Raw genomic sequence first — 20,827 nt, 5'->3', positions numbered from 1 at the left:
CGGATTTTTTTTGTGGCGAATTCAACAAGGAAGCAGAGCAGCATGGAACAGCAGATTATTCTTATGCGTCATGGCCAGCCGCAACTGGCTGTGACCAGTCGAGTTGCCCTCGGTGACATGCGGGGTTGGATCGAAGACTATGATCGCTCAGTCATCACCCAAGACCCTGCACCTGCTGCCAGCGTGCAGTTGGCGGCTGGTGCGCAGGTAATTGCCTGCAGCAGCGCGCCGCGTGCGCTGAGCTCGGCGCAGGCGCTTGGGGTCGAGCCTGCTGTGGTTGATGCGGTGTTCTGCGAGGCGCAGTTGCCGGGTGGCCGTGGGCGGTTGGCGAAGCTTTCGCCGTTTACCTGGGCGGCTGTGCTGCGGGTGCTGTGGTTGTGCGGCTATTCGGCGGGAGTTGAGTCGGCCAAGGCAGCCGGGGCGCGGGCGGATGACGGGGCTCGACGGTTGCAGTCGATGGCTGAGGGTGGGCCGGTGTTGTTGGTTGGGCACGGGATCATGAATCGGTTGATTGGCAAGCGGTTGCGGGCAGCAGGCTGGGTGCCACAGGCGTCCGGTAATAGCGGGTATTGGAGTGCTGTGGTGTATCGCCGCTGCTGAGTGGGTTTTGCCTACGGTTGTAGTGGGGGCTTATCCGACATTTGTGTGGACAGCTCTGACACGCAACCCCCAGTAGAACTTCACTCAGGGGGCTGTGTGCACTGAAGAGGCTGTGGCAACGCTTTACCTCGCCATGCTCGGCGTGGCCAGGATTGCCCTGGTCAATCCTTCTCCACTCTGATCAGCTGCTTCATACGGTCGCTGGCCGGTGCCGGCCGCCCACAGAAGTACCCTTGTACGTGTGAGCACCCTTCAGCCACCAGCCGCTCCATCTGCTCGGCAGATTCTACCCCCTCGGCAGTAATCTTGATCATCAAGCTTCTGGAAAGCTCGGTAATGGCCCGGATGATCGACATCGCCTCGGCACTTTCACACATGTCGTGAACAAACGACTTGTCGATCTTGATCCGATCGAACGGGAAAGCACGCAGGTAACCCAGCGATGAATAGCCGGTGCCAAAATCGTCGAGGGCAATCGCTACCCCAAGGTCTTTCAGCTCGCGTAGAACACGCGCATTTTCGTCGTTGTTACCCAGCAGTACCGATTCGGTGATTTCCAGTTCCAGCCGTTGCGGCGCCAGCCCGGAGTCTGACAGTGCCAGGGCCACGGTGCGCACAAGCCCGGCATTCTTGAATTGCACAGGCGACAAGTTGACCGACACGCTCTGCTGTCCCTCCCAGGTAACAGCCTCCTGGCAGGCAAGGTTCAAGGCCCGGGCACCAAGCTCGTGGATGAGCCCCGTCTCCTCGGCTATAGGAATGAAATCCATTGGCATGATGATGCCGCGGCTCGGGTGCTCCCAGCGCATCAGCGCCTCATAGCCAGAGATGACGTTGCTGCGCAGGTCCATGATCGGCTGGTAGTACAACTGCAACTGTCCTAGGTGCAATGCCGTACGCAGGTCGGTTTCGACCAGGCGGCGTTTGTGCGCGGCGTCATACAGTCCGACGTTGAAGCTTTCATGGCGGTTACGACCATTGCGTTTGGCTTCGTAAAGGGCCATGTCGGCGAAACCGAGCAACTGCTCAGCGCTATCATGGTCCTGCGGCGCACACGCAATACCAATGCTCACGCCGACGGAGAACTGGTGGCCTTCAATATGGAAAGGCGGCTCGATCACTTCGATCAGACGTTGGGCCGTAGCACGGGCAGGCTCCGGAGAATCCAGTTCTGCAAGGACCACCGCAAACTCGTCACCACCCAGCCGGGCTAGCGTGTCCGCCTCGCGCAGCTCATCGCGCAGGCGCTTGCCCAGAGCTCGCAGCAGCTTGTCCCCGAAGGCATGGCCAAACGAATCGTTGATATTCTTGAAGTTATCGAGGTCCAGGCACAGTGTCGCTGTGAACTTGCCGCGGCCTGCTCCCTGAGCGAGCGCCTTCTTGAGGCGCTCGTTGAACAGTGTGCGGTTGGGCAGTCCAGTGAGCGCATCATGGTGGGCCATGTGGTGTATCTGCGCGTGCGCGGCAAGCTCATCGGTGGCATCCTCGGCGATGAACAGGACGTAATCTGCCTGCTTGCCCATGTTCTGACTCAGGAGCGCACGGCTTCTCAATGTGCGTGAACCGATGGCCGTCTGTATGCGGGTCTCGGCAGCGTAGCCCTTGACCGTGCAGGCACCTCGCACCAACTGCTCTTCGAGAAACTCAGCCGCGCCCGCTAACGCACACTCCCGCGGCAAGCGCCCCTCCAAAGGCTCACCCTGCCCGCCAAAAAGCCGATCGGCATGCTTGTTGGCCAGCAGAATGCGGCGGCTGGCGAGGTCCTGAACGATGACGCAGGCGGGGATGTTGGCGATCACAGAGTCGAGAAACTGCGAGAGGTTGGTCATTTCCAGGCTGTACTGCTCGGCTAACTGTTTGGCCTGCAGCACTTCCAACTCATTGCGATGGCGCTCGGAGATGTCGCGGGTGATCTTCGCAAACCCGACCAATAGCCCATCATCGTCCCGCACCGCTTCGATCACGACATGGGCGCGCAGCAGGCTGCCATCTTTGCGTACACGCCAGCAATTATCCTCGAATCGACCAAAAATGCGCGCGTGTTCAAGATTGGCTGCCGGTACGCCGGCGGTGCGATCCGTCTCGGCGAAGAAAATCGAATAATGCTGCCCGACTATCTCGCGCGCTTCATAACCTTTTGCACGCTGCGCGCCGGGATTCCAGTTGGCGACCACTCCGTCGGGCGTGAGCAGATAGATCGCGTAATCCACCACACTTTGTACCAACAACCGATACATCACATCAGAGCTTTCAACCAACGACATACAGTCCCCCTAGCCTAGCGAGATTATCTCCAGAAGCTGGCTTGATGATGGTGTGTAAAAAGGCTTTCGGAGTCGCGCGCACTCCCTGCCACCGTACATGGCAAGATCACGCCCTCTTGGCCAGCCGAACACGATTGTCCGCCCATGCCCCGGCCACTACTGCCGCCGGGTCACTGGGAGGGCCTTCTTCGCGCGCTACGCCTGCATGCTTCTGAAAATCCACTGCGTGTGGTTCACGTAGCAGATCGAGCGTCGGCAGATCCACCTTGAGCAGGCGCCCAGCAGTACTGTTGGCGATCGCCGCGTTGCTCTGGGTGGGTGACGCGCATGCGAGCTGAGCGGCCAGGTTCATCACCAGGCAGTCACGAACGTACACGCCTCCCCTCAGATGATAGATCGCGGCAATCAGCTCGCGCAGTTGAAAAGGCAGACGCAAGCGAGCGCGCAAAGCCGAGCCGAATGGCGCGCCAAACGCGCTGAGCGATGCGTGCACCCGTTCGTCGTCCAGTTCGCCACCCAGCGTGCGCCATTCCTGCAGGCTGCGAATTACCGCAAGGTCGCCCAGGCAATGCAGCAGGCCTGCGTAATAACAACGCTGCTGGTCCACTTTGAATATGCCCGCCAGAGTGTGTGCAAACTCGGCAACCTGCAGTGATAGATTCAGAAAGTGCTCAGCATGCCGCGCCAGCAGTGGATCACTCAGGCGCGCGCTGGATTTCAGCTCGAGGCCCATGATCAGGTTCAGGCTCTGGGCACTGCCTAGTCTGTTCAGGGCTTGGGGCAAGGTCTGGACACAGGCATCACAGTCTGCTGCCGCACTGTTGGCGGCAGCTATCAGTACCGCGGTTAGCTGCGGGTCCTGGCACAACTGCTGCTCAAGCCTGTGCAGGTCCACGTCCTGGCCACCCAACCTATCGAGCAAGGGCAATTTCACATCGGCAAACAGCGGGCCGCCATCGGCGCTTGCGCGGCGCTGGGTCAGGAAGGCCGACAGGCTGACGCCCGGCTGCAATGCCGGTGCCGGGCTGCGAATCTGCTGCTCGACTTCAAGCAGAAGATCCTCCAGGCGTTTACGCAAGCTGCCGAGTTTGAGCGGTTTACCCAGGTAAGCCGTGGGCCTGTGCGGCAACGCTTCGCGCACGCTGGCGATGTCAATACGCTCGCTCATGAGCATGAACGGCAGCTGTGGTCTGTCACTATTGGCTCGCACGATCCGCAACAGATCCAGGCCGCTGATACCCGCCAGCTCTCGCCCTGCAATGATCACATCCGGCTCGGTCGACAATGCACCAAGGGCTTGAGCGCCGTCCTCACAAACTTCCAGATTGGCATCGCCGCGAATGCTCAACAGCAGTTCCCGGAGCGTCTCGCGCACCGAGGGGTCGCTTTCTGCGACAAGTATTCGTGGAGCAAGGTCATCTATAGCGTTCATGGGTAACTCTCAAGTATCCGAACAGGTCATCCCGTTAAACAGCAGCGGCATCAGGGCTGGTACATGACGTAGTGGGAGCTCGATGATGACGAGGATCCGGCAATCCTGAATGGGCCAGACGGGGGATATTGTGAGCAAGGTGGATTACGCCTGACATAAGGCGGATCTTAAAGATGAGATGCCCTGCTCAGGCATGTTGCTCAGAGCTCCAGGGAAAGGGCCTCGAAACAGCCGAGGGCATACTGCCTGCGTTCGGCGCAGAAGGCCGCCCCGGGATCGTGACCACTGGTCGGGAAAAAACGATTCAGCATCAGCAAAATTAGGGACCTGCCGATAACCCGATTGCCCCCTCGAATTGGAACGCAATCATGAAAGGACTTTACGTTGCAGCGGTCTTGCTATCCGCGCTTTCTTCGTTATGCCAAGCCGCCGTCAACGCGCCTGTGCACGGCACCATTCACTTCTCCGGCAGTGTTGTCGGCAGTGGCTGCGCACTGACGACCCATGCTACGGCGGCCGTGAAGGCTTCCTGCCCACTGGACGCAGTTGCGCACAGCCTCAGCGTGCAAACTTCAATCAACGAGCAGACCGCGCACATTCAGGTCCTGGCAGCGAACCGAAGCACTGCGCAGTACAGTCTGGTGAACGCCGCAGGCCGGCAAATCACCCAAGGCCACTATGTGATTACCCAGACCATACTCTGATCAGATCGCCCCGCTATCCGGCCAGCGCCCGCCGACTGGAGATTGAGATCCGTCCTATTCAGAACAAGACAGGCGCCAACTAGGCTGGCGCCGATGAAACCTGCCCACCTCATTCAGACTACCTACTCCTCGCTTTCGACGCCCCAGGCGGCGCGCAGGCTCCTCTGCCTGTTGGCCTTCAGCCTGGTAGCAGGCGTCTACATCGGCGCTTACAGCTACATGCGCGTGACGCTGAACGAGGAGATATCATCCCGCCGCAGTTACATGAACGAAGCGGTCTTCGATGCTCAAAGTTTCTTCGTCAGCCGCCAGACACTGCTCAAGGGGCTGGGATTGTCGACGGTCAGGCAGCCGACGCTTGCTGCGGCTGAAACCAACAACGTGCCGGAAGAAGAAATCCATATCATCCTCGGCCAGGCTCACGAAATCTGGAGCCTGTGGCTGACCCGCCGCATGCTCGACTATCTGCGTTCCAGCCAGGTCAGCCTGATCTACGTTCCGCAGAGCCCCGAAGAAGCAGTGCAGCGCTTGTTCACCGCTGCCGACCACAATGACCGGGTGCCTGCACGCGTGCTGGAGCGGGTGCGCTCGGTCAACGACAGCCAGGCGCCGCAGGACGAGCTCTGGCTAACCGATCTCGGGCGGCTGGACTCACCGTTGTACATCTTTATCCGCATGGACGAGCGCAACGTGACGTCGGGCTGGCTGGGACTAGAGGTCGCGGGCCCCAATCTGACCGAGGCCCTCAAGCACGAGCAAGCGGGCGACTTCAAACTGCTGGACGGCAACGGCCAACTGATCTTGAGCAGCACCCCGCTACCGCCTGGGGCAGAGAACTCCGCGCAGAGCGCGCCAAGCGCAGCCAGCTTCGGCTGGGAAGGTGGATACTGGCTGCCGGAGCGGTTGACCATCCGCAAGCGGCTGGACTACTCAAACTGGCAGATTGTCTACAGCGTGCAGTTGTCGTCCCTGCTGCCGGCCTTGGCCGCACCACTGACTGCAGCACTGCTGATCTGCCTCTTGGCCACATTGTTCATGCTCTGGTTGGTCAGGCGTGTCAACCAGCGGTTGATCGGGCCGGCAGCTGCGCGAATCGACGCGTTGATTGAAAGTGAAGCGTTCTGCAGCGCGGTCATTCGCATCGCACCGGTTGCCCTGTGCGTTCTGCGCCGCAGCGACGGCGCGGTGGTACTGGAAAACCCGCTGTCAGCGCAATGGTTGGCAACAGGCGACGAGCGCACGCGACTGTGCCATCGCTGGATCGAGCGGGCATTTGGCGCCGAGCTGCTGCGTAGCAGCAGCGATGAGTTGCAAATGGCAGATGGCCGTCATCTTTATCTGAGCTACGCACCCACCCGCTATCAACGTGAAGATGTCCTGATCTGCGCGTTCAGCGATATCACCGAACGCAAAACCGCTGAAATCGCCCTGCAGCAGGCGCGCACTCTGGCCGACGCTGCCAATGAAGCCAAGACCCTGTTCCTGGCAACCATGAGCCACGAAATCCGTACGCCGCTGTACGGCGTGCTCGCCACCCTCGAACTGCTGTCGCGTACGCAACTGGACGCCCAGCAACGCGGCTACCTGACTGCGATCGAAGGCTCGTCAGCATCTTTGCTGCAATTGATCTGCGATGTATTGGATGTATCGAAGATCGAAGCCGGCCAACTGGCCCTGGAACTCACCACCTTCTCTCCCCTGGAGCTGACCCAGGACGTTATCCAGAGCTACACCGGCGCCGCCCAGAGCAAAGCGCTACAGCTGTTCGCCTGCATTGACCCCTCTTTGCCCGAGCAGGTGATGGGGGACGTCACTCGGATTCGTCAGATTCTCGGCAACCTGCTCAGCAACGCGGTCAAGTTCACCGAGACCGGTCGCATCGTGGTACGCCTGCAGCTGGTATCGCGTGAAGGCGAGCGAGCGATGTTGCAGTGGCAGGTGGTCGACACCGGTAAGGGCATTCCGACCCAGGATCAACGGCAACTGTTCGAGCCATTTTTCCAGAGCAACCCGACTGCCAATGTCGTCGCCGGGACCGGCCTTGGGTTATCCATCTGCAAGCGCCTGGTGCACCTGATGAATGGCTCGCTGCGGGTATTCAGCGAGCCTGGGCTGGGCAGCAGCTTTGCCTTCACGCTGCCGCTCGAGCAAGTCACAGCGAACCTGCAGCATGCCTGGGCCAGGCCGTTGCTGAGCGAACGCATCTATGTACATTCGCAGGTTCAGGAACTCGCCGAGCATACCGCAGGCTGGCTCCGCCGCTGGGGTGCACGGGCACAGTTGATCGGCCAGGACGCCAGCCAACTCGATGCCGATGCCGTGCTGGTGGAGCTGTGTCCCGGTCAGGCAAGCACCGCCTTGAAAGATGACTGGGTCGGCAATCGGCTAGTGGTTGCGCAGGACGTCCACGGCATTGTGCAGAGCGACGAGCGCACCTGGCGAGTAGGCCTGAACAACTTGCACGCACTCAATCGCGCTGTCAGCCAGGCGCTGGGCATCGAGGTGCAGGACGCACCGGTGCAGCCGCGTGCGGCGCAAGAAACACGTCTGAATCTGCACCTGCTGGTGGCCGAAGACAACGTGATCAATCAACTGATCCTGCGTGACCAGCTCGAAGAACTGGGCTGCAGCGTGGTCCTCGCGCGCGACGGCCTCGAAGCTCTGGCGTTATGGCAGGACGCCGACTTCGACATCATCTTGACCGACGTGAATATGCCCCGCATGAACGGCTATCAGCTAACCGGAGAGCTTCGCGCGCAAGGTTGCAGTGTGCCGATCATCGGTGCCACCGCCAATGCCATGCTCGACGAGGCAGAGCGCTGCCTGGGCGCGGGCATGGAGCACCTGCTGGTCAAACCCTTCACGCTGCATGCCCTCTACCAGTGCTTGCAGCCCTATCAGAGAAGCGTGCCTTGAACGTCTATCGCGTGCTAATAGTCGAGGACCATCCCTTCCAACACCAGTACCTGACAACCGTGTTTCAGGTGGCAGGCGGGTTTGAGGTCGAGTTGGTCTGGGATGGCGCCACTGCCCTGCAGCGCCTCTCCCGCGGTCGTTATGACCTGCTGCTGACCGACCTGATGATGCCGCAGATGGATGGCGTGCAACTGATTCAACAGTTGGCCCAACTGCATCGCCCCCCTGCCCTTGCGTTGATGACCGCAGCTTCGCGACGCATGCTGGTTGGCTCCGGCCAGGTGGCGAAGAATCTCGGACTGCGGGTTGCCGGCCTGATTTCCAAACCGGTGCGTGAGGCTGAGGTCGTCAGTTTGCGTGAACGCCTTGATGACCTTACTGAGCAAGCCCGGATTTTCAGCAGCAGGCCGCGTGGTTGTCGCTCGCGAAGCACCCTTGCCAAGGCCCTGGAGAGCGGTGAAATCCAGGCGTGGTTCCAACCAAAGATGTCGTTGCATGACGGCGGCATCGTCGGTGCAGAGGCCTTGGCGCGCTGGGTTCACCCTGCCGAAGGATTGCTGATGCCTGGCGCCTTTCTGGACGACATCGAAAACACCCAGCTGGAAATCGAGCTGCTGACCAGCATGCTCGGGCAAACGCTCGGCGCCCAGGCGCAATGGGCAAGGATGGGGCATCAGTTACCTGTGTCGATCAATCTGCCCACTCATTTGCTCGATGACACTGACTTGGTCGACCGCTTGCTGGCCCAGGTACGGGTCAACCAGGCCGACCCGAGGCAGATCACTTTCGAGCTGACCGAAACCTCGACCACCCAGCTCTCCAGTAACTACTACGCTGGGGCATGCCGCTTGCGGTTGATGGGATTCGGCCTGGCCCAGGATGACTTCGGCAAAGGCTACAGCTCCTATTTCAATCTGGTGTCGACACCGTTCACGGAGCTCAAGATCGACCGTTCACTGGTGTCGGGTTGTGGCGAAAACGACGGCCTGGCATCGGCATTGCTGAGCATCACGGAGCTAGGCCGCAAGCTTGGCCTGACCACCGTAGCCGAAGGGGCCGAAACCCAAGCTGAACTGGCGGTGCTGCGCCGCGTTCGATGCGACCACGTTCAGGGTTTTATCCTTTCCCCAGCGGTTGCCAGGGATGATTTAGCGACTTTACTGAGGAAGGATGGCCCACGGCCAGCACTTTAGTAGAATGATCTGGTCAAACGTTTCAGCTCATGGAAGTGCGGCCCTGTTAAGGGCGTTCGACGCTGTTGCCTAAGTCTTGCATCAGTCCTCTTACCTCAATTTGGCCGAGCACAATCCATGAAACATGCGAGTCTGCGCCTCGATGCGCTAGCGCTGAGTTCCCAGCGCCTGAACAAAGCCCTGTTGCTGATGGCTGGCCTGCTGATGGTACTGACCAGCACCTGCTACTGGGCGGTTTCACGGCTGCTTGAAGCCGAGCAACAGCGTGTCGAATTCCACTTCGCCCGCGTTGTGGAAATCATCCATGAGCATGAATCCTTTTTGCGCAATGTCGCGACGAGCTACCGGCACAACCATTCACCCCCGTTGCGCTCGGAGCAGTCGGTGTTGGTGACCCAGACCGAGCCGCTCGGTGATCAGGTGCTGCTCCAGGCGAGAGGCATCGAACTTTCGCTGCCGTTCTCACTGGCCCATGGCGCCGGCTTCAGCAAAGAAGACGAGAGCAGAGCGCTGGCCATGGGCGTGCGGATGACCGATTACTACGGCAGCTTCTGGGCCAGCTCGTTCTATGCTTCGCCGCAACTGTTCATCCTTGCCCCTGGCGGCGACGCCAGCCTGGCCATACCTGCCGCAGATGCGCCACGTCAGCACTTGCCACTGCCGCTGGAACACTACGCCACGGTGGTCAGCCGCTTGCAGCAACTGAAACCGGCCGCTTCGCTTGTCAACGATCAGCGGGTTCACTGGGTGCGCGCACCTGCGCAGCTGTATCAGGACCGCCGCAGCATGGTCGCGATGATTGGCCTGGACGCAGCCAGTGCCCTGCTTCCGGCAGGCAAGCAGCAGGGTCTGCTGGTCCTGGCCGCAGCGGTGGATACAGCCCAGGTCGACGAATTCGAGCGCGTGCTGCAGCTCTCTGTTTACAACCAATTCACGCTGATCTCGCCCGACGGCGAGGTGGTGATGGGCGCGCTGAGTGCCGACGACACGGCGCCCCTGGGCCTGAGCTTCAGTAGGCAAGGACTGCGCTTCAAGCTGATCTCGCCCAACGGCGAGCGCTGGACGGGCCTGTATGCGATCAGCTATCAGGACTTCCTGCGCTACGCCAAGTGGCCACTTGTCGGTTTGATGCTGACCTTCTTCGTCGCGATCCTGATCGGGATATGGATAAACCACTGGTACAAGTCGCGGATTGTCATACCTGCGCAACGTGCTCAGGAGCGTCTGTTCGAAAATGAGGCGTTCAATCGGCTCATGCTGCATAACGCGCCAGTCGGGCTGTGCGTGCTGCGCCGTAGTGATCGGAAACTGCTGCTGGATAATCAACGCGCCGTACAACTGGGTGCGACACCGGCAGTGATCCAACTGCTCGAAAGCCATGACGGCGAGCAGGCTCCTGGGGAAATCTGCCTGATGGTTGGCGGTCGTTATGTGCAGGTGGTGGTCGTGGCAGCCCGCTACGAGGGCCAGGACGTGTTCCTGTGCGGCTGTAACGACATCACCCGACACGTGGACGAAACCCTGATGCTGAATCAGGCGCACCGCCGCGCCACCGCCGCCAACGAAGCCAAGACTGTGTTCCTGGCGACCATGAGCCACGAAATCCGCACCCCGCTGTATGGCGTGCTGGGCAATCTGGAGCTGCTATCGCTTACCGACATGACCGAGCGTCAGCGGCACTACCTGGAAGTCATTCAGGGCTCTTCCACGGTACTGTTCCAACTGATCAGCAACGTACTGGACGTGTCCAAGATCGAATCGGGGCAGATGCCATTGGAAGAGGCGCCTCTGGATCCCGCCCAGTTGGTGGAGGACGCCGTGGTGGGCTTCAGTGCAACCGCGTCCAACAAAGGCCTGGACATCGAGGCTGAAGTCGATCCGCAAGTGCCCAAACAGATCATCGGCGATGCCGGGAGACTGCGGCAGATACTGCACAACCTGCTGGGCAACGCCATCAAGTTCACCGACTCAGGGCGCGTGCGTCTGCGCCTGACAGTGCAAGATCGCAGCGCCGACAGCGTCTCGCTGCAATGGCAAGTCACCGACACCGGCGTCGGCATCCCGGAAAAAGCCATGGACCAGTTGTTCAAGCCGTTTTTCCAGGTGGCGGCTGGCCAGGATGGCAATGGCGCAGGGTTGGGTCTGTCGATCTGCAAAAAGTTGAGCGAGCTGATGGGCGGCACCATGCGCGTAGTCAGCGAGCCCGGCCTTGGCAGCAGCTTTTCATTGCTCATTACCCTGCCGGTGGTGGATACGCCACCACCGGCAGCGCCCACCTCGATGGTGCCGTCATGCCTGGATGCGCCCTGCCTGAACGTGCAAGTGCTGGTCGCCGAGGACAACCCGGTCAGTCAGGCGGTGCTGCGCGAACAGCTCGAGGCGTTGGGCGCACATCCCACCGTAGCCCGCGACGGTCAGCACGCCCTCAAGCTTTGGCACACCCAGCGTTTCGACCTGGTCATTACCGACATAAACATGCCGCGGCTCAACGGCTATGAACTGGCCCAAGCGCTGCGCGAACAGGGTGTAACCGTGCCGATCATCGGCGTCACCGCCAACGCGATGCGTGAAGAAGGTCAGCGCTGCATGGCCATGGGCATGAGCGCCTGGGTGGTCAAGCCGTTGAGCCTGGGCATGCTGCGCCAGGCACTGATGTCGCACTGCCGAAAGGCCAACGGCCTGATGCCACCACCGCCATCTCCAGCGCCAAAAGAGGATCAGGAAGGTTGGATCGAGCTGTCTGCCGCTATGCGCGAATTGATGGCGAAGACCCTGATCGCCGACATTGCGCACATCGAACAAGGACTCGTTGCGATGGATGCCAGCCTTGTCCGCCAGCGCCTGCACAGCCTCAGCGGGGCGCTCGCCAGTGTCCATGCACAGACGCTCTATCAACTCAGCCAGCAGTTGGAGGAAGCACTGCACAACGGCCCGCTCACGCCATTACTGGTCCAACAGATTCGGGCCCTGTGTGCCCGTCTGATGGCCGTGTCGAAGTGTTTGAGCGAGTGAACCCAACGATGCCCATCATCTACCCCGAGAGAGTTCATACATGCCTCAATTGAATGTCGTCATTGCCGACGACCATCCCATCGTTTTGCTGGGCGTGCGCGAAATCGTCCAGCGCGACGGGCGTTACACGGTGGTAGGTGAGGCGGTCAGTTCCAGTGAACTGATCGAACAGTTGCGCAAGCACAGCCCGCAACTGCTCATCACCGATTTCAACATGCCCGGCGATGCCACCTATGGCGATGGCCTGAAATTGATCGAGTACGTGCTGCGCAACTTCCCGCAGACGCAGATCCTGGTGCTGACGATGATCTCCAACAGCCTGATCCTGTCACGCCTGCAGGAGCTGGGCGTGGCCGGTGTGATCCAGAAAAACCACCTGCATCAAGAGATCGAGAAGGCGTTGACGGCACTGAGCTCGCAACGCCGCTACAAGAGCCCGGCACCAGAGGCTCGCTCGGTAATGGGCAGCCCTGGCCAGGTCGAGGACCGCTTCCAGAGCCTGTCGCCACGTGAGCTGGAGGTGCTGCGCCTGTTCGTCACCGGTTTGACCGTCAGCGACATCGCCCGGCAGTTGTGTCGCAGCAACAAGACAGTGAGCGCGCAGAAGATTTCAGCCATGCGCAAGCTGGATGTCGACAGCGATCAAGCATTGATGACTTACTGCATCGAAACTCGGCAGTTTTCATGAGATGAAGCTATTGACCAGTGGCGAGTCTTGCGGGGCAGCCCGGTGCAGGGAGATTGGAAAAAGGGTACAAGGGCCTAGACAAAGAACTTTGGCGTAGGTGATTGACGTGGGCTGGTCTAGAACCGGCCCCAACAGAACAGCGGTTCAGTGGCAATGATTACAGATAACTGATGACCATCAGCAAATGAGACTGATAGCTGCCTACCATTGGAGGTTGACTCCCTATCATCACAGGCCGTGCGCCGAGGCTCAGACTGATGCCTGATGCTGACACGCTGAAGGCAACAGTTTCATTGAGCCGCAAAGCAAGCGGCGTCGCTGCTTGGTTCGCATCCATCAACCGTAGTTGCAGGCCCAAGCCGTCGAGGCTGGTTCGCAACGTCATGCTGTCATACGCTAAATCTGCAGGAACGAATCGCAGCTTGACCTGGGTTTGTTCTGCACAGCGAAAGCCTAAAGGAACCTCAGACCATTCGGAAGGACCGGCCACAAGCGTTTTCAAGCTGACAGATGGCAGCGCCACGGTCTGGTTGAGAGGAAACAGGGTGCTGCACGCCGGCCGGATCAGGTTTCCCACGATGTTTAGTGCACTTGAGTCACCGGCATAGCAGTGGCTGGAGTGAGCAAGAAGCAGGAGCAAACATCCCGTGGTTATCAGCTTCAAGGCGGACCTCATAATGTTAAAGATAGACAATGTTCACCACTGCCGAGGCTGAAAAATCACCCTCGGTGAGGGCGCCACGCGCAATCAGTTTGGCTGAAATGCCAAGGTCAACAGCACCCTGAACATTGCTCATTCTCCTGATAGCGCCCCGGACGTTAATCGGAGTTTTGTTGTCCTTCCAGGTCAACTGGTAGCCGAGATTGGCTAGGCCTGCCGATGCAATAGTATCGGTCAGCGCGCTCGCCGCCGTGACCGCAATAGTGAAGGACGAATTGGGCGGACAGGTAAGGGCGAGAGGCAGATCGATGGCATCTGCGGCGGCGACTTTGTCGTACTCGATACTGCCGAAGTCTGCGGTCAACGTTCTCGCGCTGGTAAGCGTACAAGGAGGACGGGTTAATGCACCGCTGACATTTATCGTCACAGTGTCGGTCGCCGCCTGAGCAGATGAACACAACAGTAAAGCAGTTGCAGCAAGGGAGAGAGCCTTTTTCATGCGTCGATGCCTCCAGAGCATTAGCGAATAAGGTAACGATGTTTAAATAGGCATACCTGCACGCATTACAGCCGCGACGCCGGCACTTTTCTGCATCAGCGACATCATGATTGATTGGGTTATGTCTGTCCTGACTCAATGATCTGGCAGCTCACGCTGATCTGCTCGATCCCCTCACCTTTCAAAGAAAAGCGCTCGAGATCAATAGTTGTGCTGCACCAGTCCTTTGCATCCACTTCAATGGTTAGGCGTGACGTATCAGGCACCCCGGTTAGAAAAACGCGCCCCTGATCTGCGACCATGGCACTGCTGATCAATTTACCGTCTTGGTCATAAAGTTTGGCTTGAGCAGCAAATGGGGCAAAGGTGCCATCGCGTGTCGCCACCTTGACCAACAGTCGTCTGCCATTGCGCGTTTCGAAGTTGGCCTTCACAAACGCTCCACGGGTCGGGGAGACTTCCTGAACCAGATTAGTGATATCTGTCGTGTCAGATAAGGTGTCGGTATTGAGCGACACCTTGTTGCCACGATACGGTTGGGCAGAAGGCAAGACGGTATAGCCAGAGCGATTGGTCCGGACACCTTTTCTGGAACGAACACCCACTCCGGCAGCACCCGGCGTAGCCACGATGATATTGGTTTCACCCAGTGGCTGAGTAAACATAAATGCATCGCTCAAAGCGACAAGGCCACCCTCAACGCCGTAATCCATCTGGGTGGTTTTTTGATCCGAGCTATAGGCCCCGTGCCAGATGGCGTTGGCAGCGTTGTAGCGCGCTGAAATTGAATGTCCGGTCAGCCGATCATCCTGCTCCTGGCGTTGGTTCAGGCCGACGCTGTAGGTCAGCGCATTATCTTCCATGAGCGAGTCGGACATGGAAACGTTACGGCTGGAGTTACCACTCGAGTCGCCGCTTGCACCTGCACTGATACGCCGCGAAGAACCCACACCCCCCAAAGGCAAACTGACGCCAAGTGAGATACTTCTAGTGGATTGTTCTGCACCTCGAGTCTGGGCGACGCCGAGCGTATAAGAGGCGCTCCCCACACTAAAGTTGTAGCCAATTTGCACGGAAGTAGCGCTAGCCGACTGGTTCCAATAACGCGTTTTACTGATGTTGGCGAACAGGCCTCCGTAGGACCCAAATTGCTGAGACATATTGGCTGTGAAGGCACTTTTCATGTGACTTGAAAAGTAATCCGAAGCCAGCATACCGCTGTTTAATACCTCATCGGCGTATACAGTGTTCGCGGCGTTCACGGCCCTTATATTAACGGCCTCATTGAAGCTGTAATAACCTGCTGTTGAGTAGCGGTAGCCGAGCAAGCTAAAACTGGTATCGGTGGTTTCAATAGACTTCGAGTATCGGAAGCGGTACGACTGACCGGTCGCGGCGCTATCCCCAATGCCTTGCGTCACTGCGTGAGTAACGTCCATCGATACTGCGCCGAACCCAGCAATGTCCTGCGCGACACCGAACAGGGCCGAGTGATAGTCAGCGCTATAAATCCCACCCGCCAATAACGTGGTTCCACTCGCCACTCCCCTGCGATAGCTCACCTGTGCAAATGTCGGCTTGGGGATGTCTGAGGTCGTGCTGGCAGAGCGGTACTGACCGAGCGTCAGTTCATAGCTATGCTGGCCTTCTCGAAGCATGTAAGGCACCGAGGAGAATGATTGGGTGTAAACCTGGCGATCGCCATTCGGGCCTTCGATGGTGATTTCTATATCGCCATTGTTGGGCGTTGAATACAGATTTTTCAGAGCAAACGGGCCAGAGGGTACCCACTGTTCACTGATGACGTAGCCACGCTGGCGCAGAGTGACCAGTGATCGACCATTAGCGATGCCCCTGATGACCGGCGCAAAGTTCCTAGCGCTGTCAGGCAGCATATCCAGATCAGTGGCGACACTCACACCTCGATAGGAAATGGTGTCGAACAGATCGCTGCTGGTCGCTCCGTCGCCCACCGTGGCGATTGACATGGTATCGCCCAGCGCACGTTGCACATAGGTGTCGACAGACTTCCACTCGCCCCTATTGGATCCGCTTTTTTGATAAGTCGAGAAGTTCCGGAAGCGCCAAGCGCCCGCATTGATCCCGCTGTGCAGGCTGCCAAAATTGGATTGTCGGCGGGAGCTGTCGGTTTCCTGGCGACTGCCTGTGAATGAATAATTGGCGAAGCCCAGGCGCTCACCGTCTGACCAATGGCGGCGGCGCACCTCCAAGGGCACTTCCCCTATGAACGCCTGCGGTACCTGCACGTCCAAAAACTGTTTACTGAATGCGTAGTCATAGGTCACGCCGGCCAAGGAGCCACTGAATGCCACGCATTGATCTTCGTAGACGGTCGCTTTGGCCAAGCGTTCGCCATCAACACCCAGTTCTTTGAGCGCTTCGATAGAGAAGCAAGGAAAAAGCCCCGTCAGGCTCTTGGGCTGATCAGGCTGTTCTCTGATAAAGCGGACATCGCGTTCATCAACGGTCTTGCCATTTACCGCCACTCCCACGCGGTAAATACCTGGGAGCTGCCCTTCACTAAGCGCGGTGACTTGCGCAGCTACGGCATCCCCGCCAGAACCACCACCGATGTCCAGGAAAGTCGGATCGAAACTGAATTCGGCGTGAGCGGTTGACGCGATAATAGAGAAACCAAGCAGAGACATACGCACTACATGGATTCGGCGCAGCCAGTTACACGTGCGCCCTGTACGCATGAGGTGCTCCTCTAAGTAGTCTACTTATCGATTAACCAGAGTGGTGGCCGGTGTTTCAACCACACTGCCGAATTCGTTGATATAACTCAACACTATGCTTTCGCCAGCGTTGGCAGGGATATTTACTGAACTATGCTGACCCGGTGAGATAACGTCCGGCATGCCCTTTTGTTCACGACCGTTGATTACCAACTTGCTCACCACAATATTGTAGCGCGAAGGATTATCGAAGCTCAGGCGACCATTGTCAGATGACCACACAACCCCTTTAGCGGCCTCGATCAAGCTGCCCGGTAAACCTTGAGGACGGTAAAATAACTTGATGCTGGTCTTGATTGCGATCTGCAGGACGTTCTCCTTGCCAGGCTCGGTACTCTTAGCAGGGATGGCCTTGACGTTGACCGAAAACAAACTTTCCTTATCGCTCGGTAGTTGACTGGTCTGCACAGCGATAATTCTCAGCACATTCTGACTACCAGGATCCAGGCGAAACAAAGGCGGCGTAACAATAAATTTTTCGGTTGCCTGATCATTTTCCCCATACTCACTGATCCAGGACTGGATTAAATAGGGAATGTGATCGTCCACCGTATTGGTGATGGAGAGGTTCGCTTCTTTTTCTTTACCTTGATAAATCACGCGAGTAGCACCAACGTTTACTCCCGCCTGTGCAAGCAGGCTGGATAAGCAAAACGCGGCCGTCGTCAGCACTAGTAATTTAAATTTCATCTGGTGAGGCATCCTCGTACCAGAGCTCACGACATCGTGAGTCTCTGGTACAACATGGGCTTATCGATAAGTGATATCGAAAGTTGCGACAGCATTGATCCGACCGGTGCCGATACCACGGGCAGTGACGTCACCGTCGGTGCCAACGGTGTCTGCGACCAAGCGGACATAAGAGGCGGTGAAGTCGAAAGTATTGCTGGCTGGGCGCAAGGTGTAAGCGGTGCTTTCAGTATTCAGAGGCAGTTTGGTACCAGTCACTGCATCGGCAATCTGGATACCTACACCTGCTACTTGGTTGCTACCGACCATGCCCAAAATGGTAGCGTCAGTCGCTGCTGGCTGACCGCTGAATTTCACAGTCGCATTGCGCATGGTTGGGCCGCTGCAGTTTTCCAGCGAGATGCTGAACGGTGTGCCATCGGTGGTAGCCAAGGCGCCGACAGTATTAGGGAAGTCCGCGATACGCACCTGCCCCATATCCACCGACTGGGTTACACTTTGGCTATTGATGGTACAGGCGTTGTCATTGACCACACCGGTGAACTCAATTTGCCCATCCGCCGCTTGAGCGGTAGACATAATGAGTGAAGCCAACAAGGTGCAGGACAAAGCGGAATATTTGATTGAACGAACAGACATGAGAGGCCTCGCTTATTTAAGTTATGTAGTCCCTGCCACATTCCGTTTCAACTGCAGGGAGGCGCTACTATCGCCGTAGCGGCCTGACTACGAACATAAGACGAGTCTCAAAGCGTGCCGTGTGCACTGAGCGGATCGTCATCGCTTATGCGACGGAGCCCAGATATGCACATTACAATCCCAAACAACGCTGATGGTTGCGCAACCCATGTAGATCGCTACGTAGCGCGGGGCAGACACCTAGCACGATTGAGCAGACCACAGCAGATCGCTGTGTAGGGCTGCGCTGTCAATCTGTGCTGTCTACTACGTGTCAGATATCGCAAGCGCGGCGCGGTGGCGCAGTTTATAGCGCCTCTCAACATCGCGCTCGGTTAGGGGTAGGTGATATTAAGCGTGTATTGGCTAGCAAAATTTCCTGACGGGGCTGACCCCGGGTTGGTCAACTGCGGCTGAAAGCGGAGCCTCAAGCTGTTGCTGCCTGCATTGAGGTTTAATGATCGCGGCGTCCCGAAAGCCACTGGCGTCCGCGTATCGTCCCAAGTACTCGCCATCGACAGACCACTCAGAGTAGTAGCAGAAACCCCAGTTTTACCGGTGACAGCAGACTGAGTAGGCACCAAGGTCGCCTGCGCGCGAGTCGCTGACTGGCAAGACAACGAGATATCTGCCACCTGGCTCGCCCCAGACAGCTGATCGCTTGAGACAGTACCGAAGTACAAATTAGCTGCACTGGGCGAGGTCAAAGTGCATGCAGGTGCGGCAACGGTGTAAATATATACAAGCCCCAAATACGACTGGGAATAGTTAGTGTTTGCCCGTGACGTAAACCAAAGACTGACTTGCAGATGATAAATCCCTGGCTCAGTTTTTGCCACCCCTCCAGCCTGGACATTAAGATCAAACTGTGTACCCACGGGCAGATCAACACACGATCCTCCAAGTGCACATGTCGAACTAAAGGTTCCTTGACCTCCATAAGGAACGGCCATGTAGGTCCCCGATTGAAAGAAATAAAATGCAGGATCCCCTAGGCCATTTGCGTACTGAGCGGTGTAACTTATGCCAGCGCCCTGTGGAAAACGCCTGAGCATTCTGCAACTGGTACTGGTCGATATCAGGATTCGTTCACCTGGGGCGACAGTCCCTAGATCATTAAGCCCCGGAACATTGCTCGAACACGTGATGTTATTTTCGACAAATGCCTGCGCAGCCCCATGAAATGAAAACAGCACCATCCCAAGCAGGGTGAGTTTTAGGTAAGCGCACGCGCCTCTGCCCAGCCGTTCAACGAATCTATACATAGTCTTAAACTTAGCGCCTCTTGAACCACTTTCTGCGACAGCGTACTGCCGACGGCCACCCTATAAGTCGAGGGAGCCCTCTGAGTGTTGAAGATAAATCGTGTAAGGAAGTAACACCGTATCGGCTATACCGGAAGGTATGAGATCGAGTACTTGCAAGGGTATCAGTGCCGGAGCCGCAGGGTCATGTTCACCTACCTGAGGCGGACCATGTAGGATACACAAGTCGTAGGAGACACCGCTGTAGATTCGCGGAATCGCTTCACATCGGGTTTTAGCAACTCTCAACTTGCTGATCGCGTTTGCATCCGAACTGATTACCGTATTAATGGTACCGCATCCATATAGTGTCAACCCCACTGTCGCAACAAATATAGCTCTCATCATCATTAACTGCGCCTGGTAGAAAACACTGTAACGCGGAGATTTTTTGCAACCACGACTACCGCGCAACTTAACTTATCGCGACCTACTGGCGGCCCATTACCCCACACCACCCCTACTGCAGGACCACTAAAATTTATTGGTCCGGGTCTGGTTTACGAGCAGAAAAAACCCGCCATCAGATCACACACTCGCCCCACCATAGCGTTACCATCAACTGCTTTTAATAGGACGATTCCTAAAGTCAAAGAACCATCAAATGAGATGATCTCCCAACTGTGAGAATTGAAGGCTGCACCTGTCCACCCGTTGGAGGGGCTAAATCCTGGATCCCAACTTGCACTGACACAACGGACTTCATCGCCGCAAAAGGCCAGCCAGCGCAGCAGCTTCGTCAAGGGTTCACACCAGTTTCAGATCTGAACAGAGCGTGCTTGGTTCACCGACGGCGCGCCACAGCTTCGCGACGCTTGTCGTACGCTAAATGCGCCCACAGGAACCGCAGGCGCTCTGCCGCCCCTTGAATCACTTCACAAATCCCTGAACTAATTATTTCTCCCAGCAGATTCTTCGCCCCGCAAACCCTGCGCAAAATCCGCCCACCATAATCACAATAACCGTGAGGCCACCGCAGTGGACCAGACCCTCCAGGTAAGCCAGGCCGCCGCCGAGCTGGTAGCCGCCTTTGCCAGCAACGACACCCAGCGCTACTTCGCCTGCTTCAGCGAAGACGCCAGTTTCGTCTTCCACACCCTCCCCCAGCCTCTGTTCTCGCGTCAGCAATACCAAACCCTCTGGCAGCAGTGGCAGGCGGATGGCTTCAAAGTGCTCGATTGCCAATCGAGCAACGCCAGCATCACCCTTCAGGGCGACCTGGCAATCTTCATCCACGATGTCGACACGCGCATCAGCCTGAACGGTGAAGAACAACAACTGGCCGAGCGCGAGACCATCCTGTTCCGCCGTCACGACTGCCGCTGGCTGGCGTGCCATGAGCATCTCTCGGTCGTTTCGCCAGCCTGACCCAGCAGCAAACCTTGCGGCCCTGCCGCTTCTGCCAACGCACCCACAAAAGCGTCCGC

The 20,827-nt window shown here is 57.8% G+C and carries 16 protein-coding genes; 7 read left to right on the top strand and 9 right to left on the bottom strand.

Annotated features, from left to right (window positions below; translation table 11 throughout):
- Positions 1 to 42: 42 nt before the first annotated feature.
- Positions 43 to 600 (top strand): histidine phosphatase family protein, encoded by a 558-nt coding sequence (locus tag AC58X1_RS24005; protein ID WP_150572747.1) that lies wholly within the window; start codon positions 43 to 45, stop codon positions 598 to 600.
- 161 nt (positions 601 to 761) lie between these two features.
- Here AC58X1_RS24005 and AC58X1_RS24000 read toward each other — a convergent pair whose 3' ends face one another.
- The gene (locus AC58X1_RS24000; protein WP_150572746.1) at positions 762 to 2,864 is read right to left on the bottom strand and encodes a putative bifunctional diguanylate cyclase/phosphodiesterase; all 2,103 of its coding nucleotides are present in this window, start codon (positions 2,862 to 2,864) and stop codon (positions 762 to 764) included.
- A 106-nt stretch (positions 2,865 to 2,970) separates the two neighbouring features.
- Positions 2,971 to 4,296, bottom strand: a complete 1,326-nt coding sequence (locus AC58X1_RS23995) for an HDOD domain-containing protein (protein WP_150572745.1) — start codon at positions 4,294 to 4,296, stop codon at positions 2,971 to 2,973.
- Positions 4,297 to 4,664: 368 nt separating this feature from the next.
- Here AC58X1_RS23995 and AC58X1_RS23990 point away from each other — a divergent pair, with 368 nt between their 5' ends.
- The 5 genes from AC58X1_RS23990 to AC58X1_RS23970 all read left to right on the top strand — a co-directional run bounded on the left by AC58X1_RS23990 (position 4,665) and on the right by AC58X1_RS23970 (position 12,809).
- Entirely contained in the window at positions 4,665 to 5,000 is a 336-nt protein-coding gene (locus AC58X1_RS23990; RefSeq protein WP_188035354.1) for a hypothetical protein, read from the top strand.
- 93 nt (positions 5,001 to 5,093) lie between these two features.
- Positions 5,094 to 7,916: an ATP-binding protein gene (locus AC58X1_RS23985; protein ID WP_188035353.1), complete on the top strand. Its 2,823-nt coding sequence runs from the start codon at positions 5,094 to 5,096 to the stop codon at positions 7,914 to 7,916.
- Complete coding sequence (gene pvrR / locus AC58X1_RS23980; protein WP_150572742.1) at positions 7,913 to 9,109, top strand: response regulator cyclic di-GMP phosphodiesterase PvrR; 1,197 nt, start codon at positions 7,913 to 7,915, stop codon at positions 9,107 to 9,109. Before AC58X1_RS23985 ends, pvrR begins: the two co-directional genes overlap by 4 nt.
- 117 nt (positions 9,110 to 9,226) lie before the next feature.
- Positions 9,227 to 12,121 (top strand): hybrid sensor histidine kinase/response regulator, encoded by a 2,895-nt coding sequence (locus tag AC58X1_RS23975; protein WP_188035352.1) that lies wholly within the window; start codon positions 9,227 to 9,229, stop codon positions 12,119 to 12,121.
- Positions 12,122 to 12,161: 40 nt separating this feature from the next.
- Entirely contained in the window at positions 12,162 to 12,809 is a 648-nt protein-coding gene (locus AC58X1_RS23970; protein ID WP_188035351.1) for a response regulator, read from the top strand.
- A 157-nt stretch (positions 12,810 to 12,966) separates the two neighbouring features.
- Here AC58X1_RS23970 and AC58X1_RS23965 read toward each other — a convergent pair whose 3' ends face one another.
- The 7 genes from AC58X1_RS23965 to AC58X1_RS23935 form a co-directional block, all read right to left on the bottom strand.
- Complete coding sequence (locus tag AC58X1_RS23965) at positions 12,967 to 13,473, bottom strand: fimbrial protein (RefSeq protein WP_188035350.1); 507 nt, start codon at positions 13,471 to 13,473, stop codon at positions 12,967 to 12,969.
- 16 nt (positions 13,474 to 13,489) lie between these two features.
- The gene (locus tag AC58X1_RS23960) at positions 13,490 to 13,969 is read right to left on the bottom strand and encodes a fimbrial protein (protein ID WP_188035349.1); all 480 of its coding nucleotides are present in this window, start codon (positions 13,967 to 13,969) and stop codon (positions 13,490 to 13,492) included.
- Positions 13,970 to 14,088: 119 nt separating this feature from the next.
- A complete protein-coding gene (locus tag AC58X1_RS23955; protein WP_188035348.1) occupies positions 14,089 to 16,689 on the bottom strand; it encodes a fimbria/pilus outer membrane usher protein in 2,601 nt (866 codons plus the stop codon).
- Positions 16,690 to 16,713: 24 nt separating this feature from the next.
- On the bottom strand, positions 16,714 to 17,418 hold the full coding sequence (locus AC58X1_RS23950) for a fimbrial biogenesis chaperone (RefSeq protein ID WP_497429580.1): 705 nt from the start codon (positions 17,416 to 17,418) through the stop codon (positions 16,714 to 16,716).
- Positions 17,419 to 17,478: 60 nt separating this feature from the next.
- Entirely contained in the window at positions 17,479 to 18,057 is a 579-nt protein-coding gene (locus AC58X1_RS23945; RefSeq protein ID WP_188035346.1) for a fimbrial protein, read from the bottom strand.
- Positions 18,058 to 19,421: 1,364 nt separating this feature from the next.
- Positions 19,422 to 19,745 (bottom strand): YceK/YidQ family lipoprotein, encoded by a 324-nt coding sequence (locus AC58X1_RS23940; RefSeq protein WP_497429610.1) that lies wholly within the window; start codon positions 19,743 to 19,745, stop codon positions 19,422 to 19,424.
- 155 nt (positions 19,746 to 19,900) lie between these two features.
- Complete coding sequence (locus AC58X1_RS23935; RefSeq protein WP_188035344.1) at positions 19,901 to 20,143, bottom strand: hypothetical protein; 243 nt, start codon at positions 20,141 to 20,143, stop codon at positions 19,901 to 19,903.
- 235 nt (positions 20,144 to 20,378) lie between these two features.
- Between AC58X1_RS23935 and AC58X1_RS23930 the strand changes: the two genes are divergently transcribed.
- Entirely contained in the window at positions 20,379 to 20,768 is a 390-nt protein-coding gene (locus AC58X1_RS23930; protein WP_188035343.1) for a YybH family protein, read from the top strand.
- Positions 20,769 to 20,827 lie beyond the last annotated feature (59 nt).

It is taken from the genome of Pseudomonas sp. PGPR N4, assembly GCF_059693665.1.
The sequence above is the reverse complement of the archived record's forward strand: the minus strand, read 5'-3'. Positions and strand labels throughout refer to the sequence as shown.

Excerpts from the sequence above, each read along its gene's own strand:
- AC58X1_RS23960 (WP_188035349.1), bottom strand. The coding sequence starts at position 13,969 with ATGAAAAAGGCTCTCTCCCTTGCTGCAACTGCTTTACTGTTGTGTTCA.
- AC58X1_RS23970 (WP_188035351.1), top strand. The coding sequence starts at position 12,162 with ATGCCTCAATTGAATGTCGTCATTGCCGACGACCATCCCATCGTTTTG.
- AC58X1_RS23950 (WP_497429580.1), bottom strand. The coding sequence starts at position 17,418 with ATGAAATTTAAATTACTAGTGCTGACGACGGCCGCGTTTTGCTTATCC.
- AC58X1_RS23990 (WP_188035354.1), top strand. The coding sequence starts at position 4,665 with ATGAAAGGACTTTACGTTGCAGCGGTCTTGCTATCCGCGCTTTCTTCG.
- AC58X1_RS24005 (WP_150572747.1), top strand. The coding sequence starts at position 43 with ATGGAACAGCAGATTATTCTTATGCGTCATGGCCAGCCGCAACTGGCT.
- AC58X1_RS24000 (WP_150572746.1), bottom strand. The coding sequence starts at position 2,864 with ATGTCGTTGGTTGAAAGCTCTGATGTGATGTATCGGTTGTTGGTACAA.
- AC58X1_RS23940 (WP_497429610.1), bottom strand. The coding sequence starts at position 19,745 with ATGAGAGCTATATTTGTTGCGACAGTGGGGTTGACACTATATGGATGC.
- AC58X1_RS23945 (WP_188035346.1), bottom strand. The coding sequence starts at position 18,057 with ATGTCTGTTCGTTCAATCAAATATTCCGCTTTGTCCTGCACCTTGTTG.
- AC58X1_RS23955 (WP_188035348.1), bottom strand. The coding sequence starts at position 16,689 with ATGCGTACAGGGCGCACGTGTAACTGGCTGCGCCGAATCCATGTAGTG.
- AC58X1_RS23995 (WP_150572745.1), bottom strand. The coding sequence starts at position 4,296 with ATGAACGCTATAGATGACCTTGCTCCACGAATACTTGTCGCAGAAAGC.
- AC58X1_RS23975 (WP_188035352.1), top strand. The coding sequence starts at position 9,227 with ATGAAACATGCGAGTCTGCGCCTCGATGCGCTAGCGCTGAGTTCCCAG.
- AC58X1_RS23985 (WP_188035353.1), top strand. The coding sequence starts at position 5,094 with ATGAAACCTGCCCACCTCATTCAGACTACCTACTCCTCGCTTTCGACG.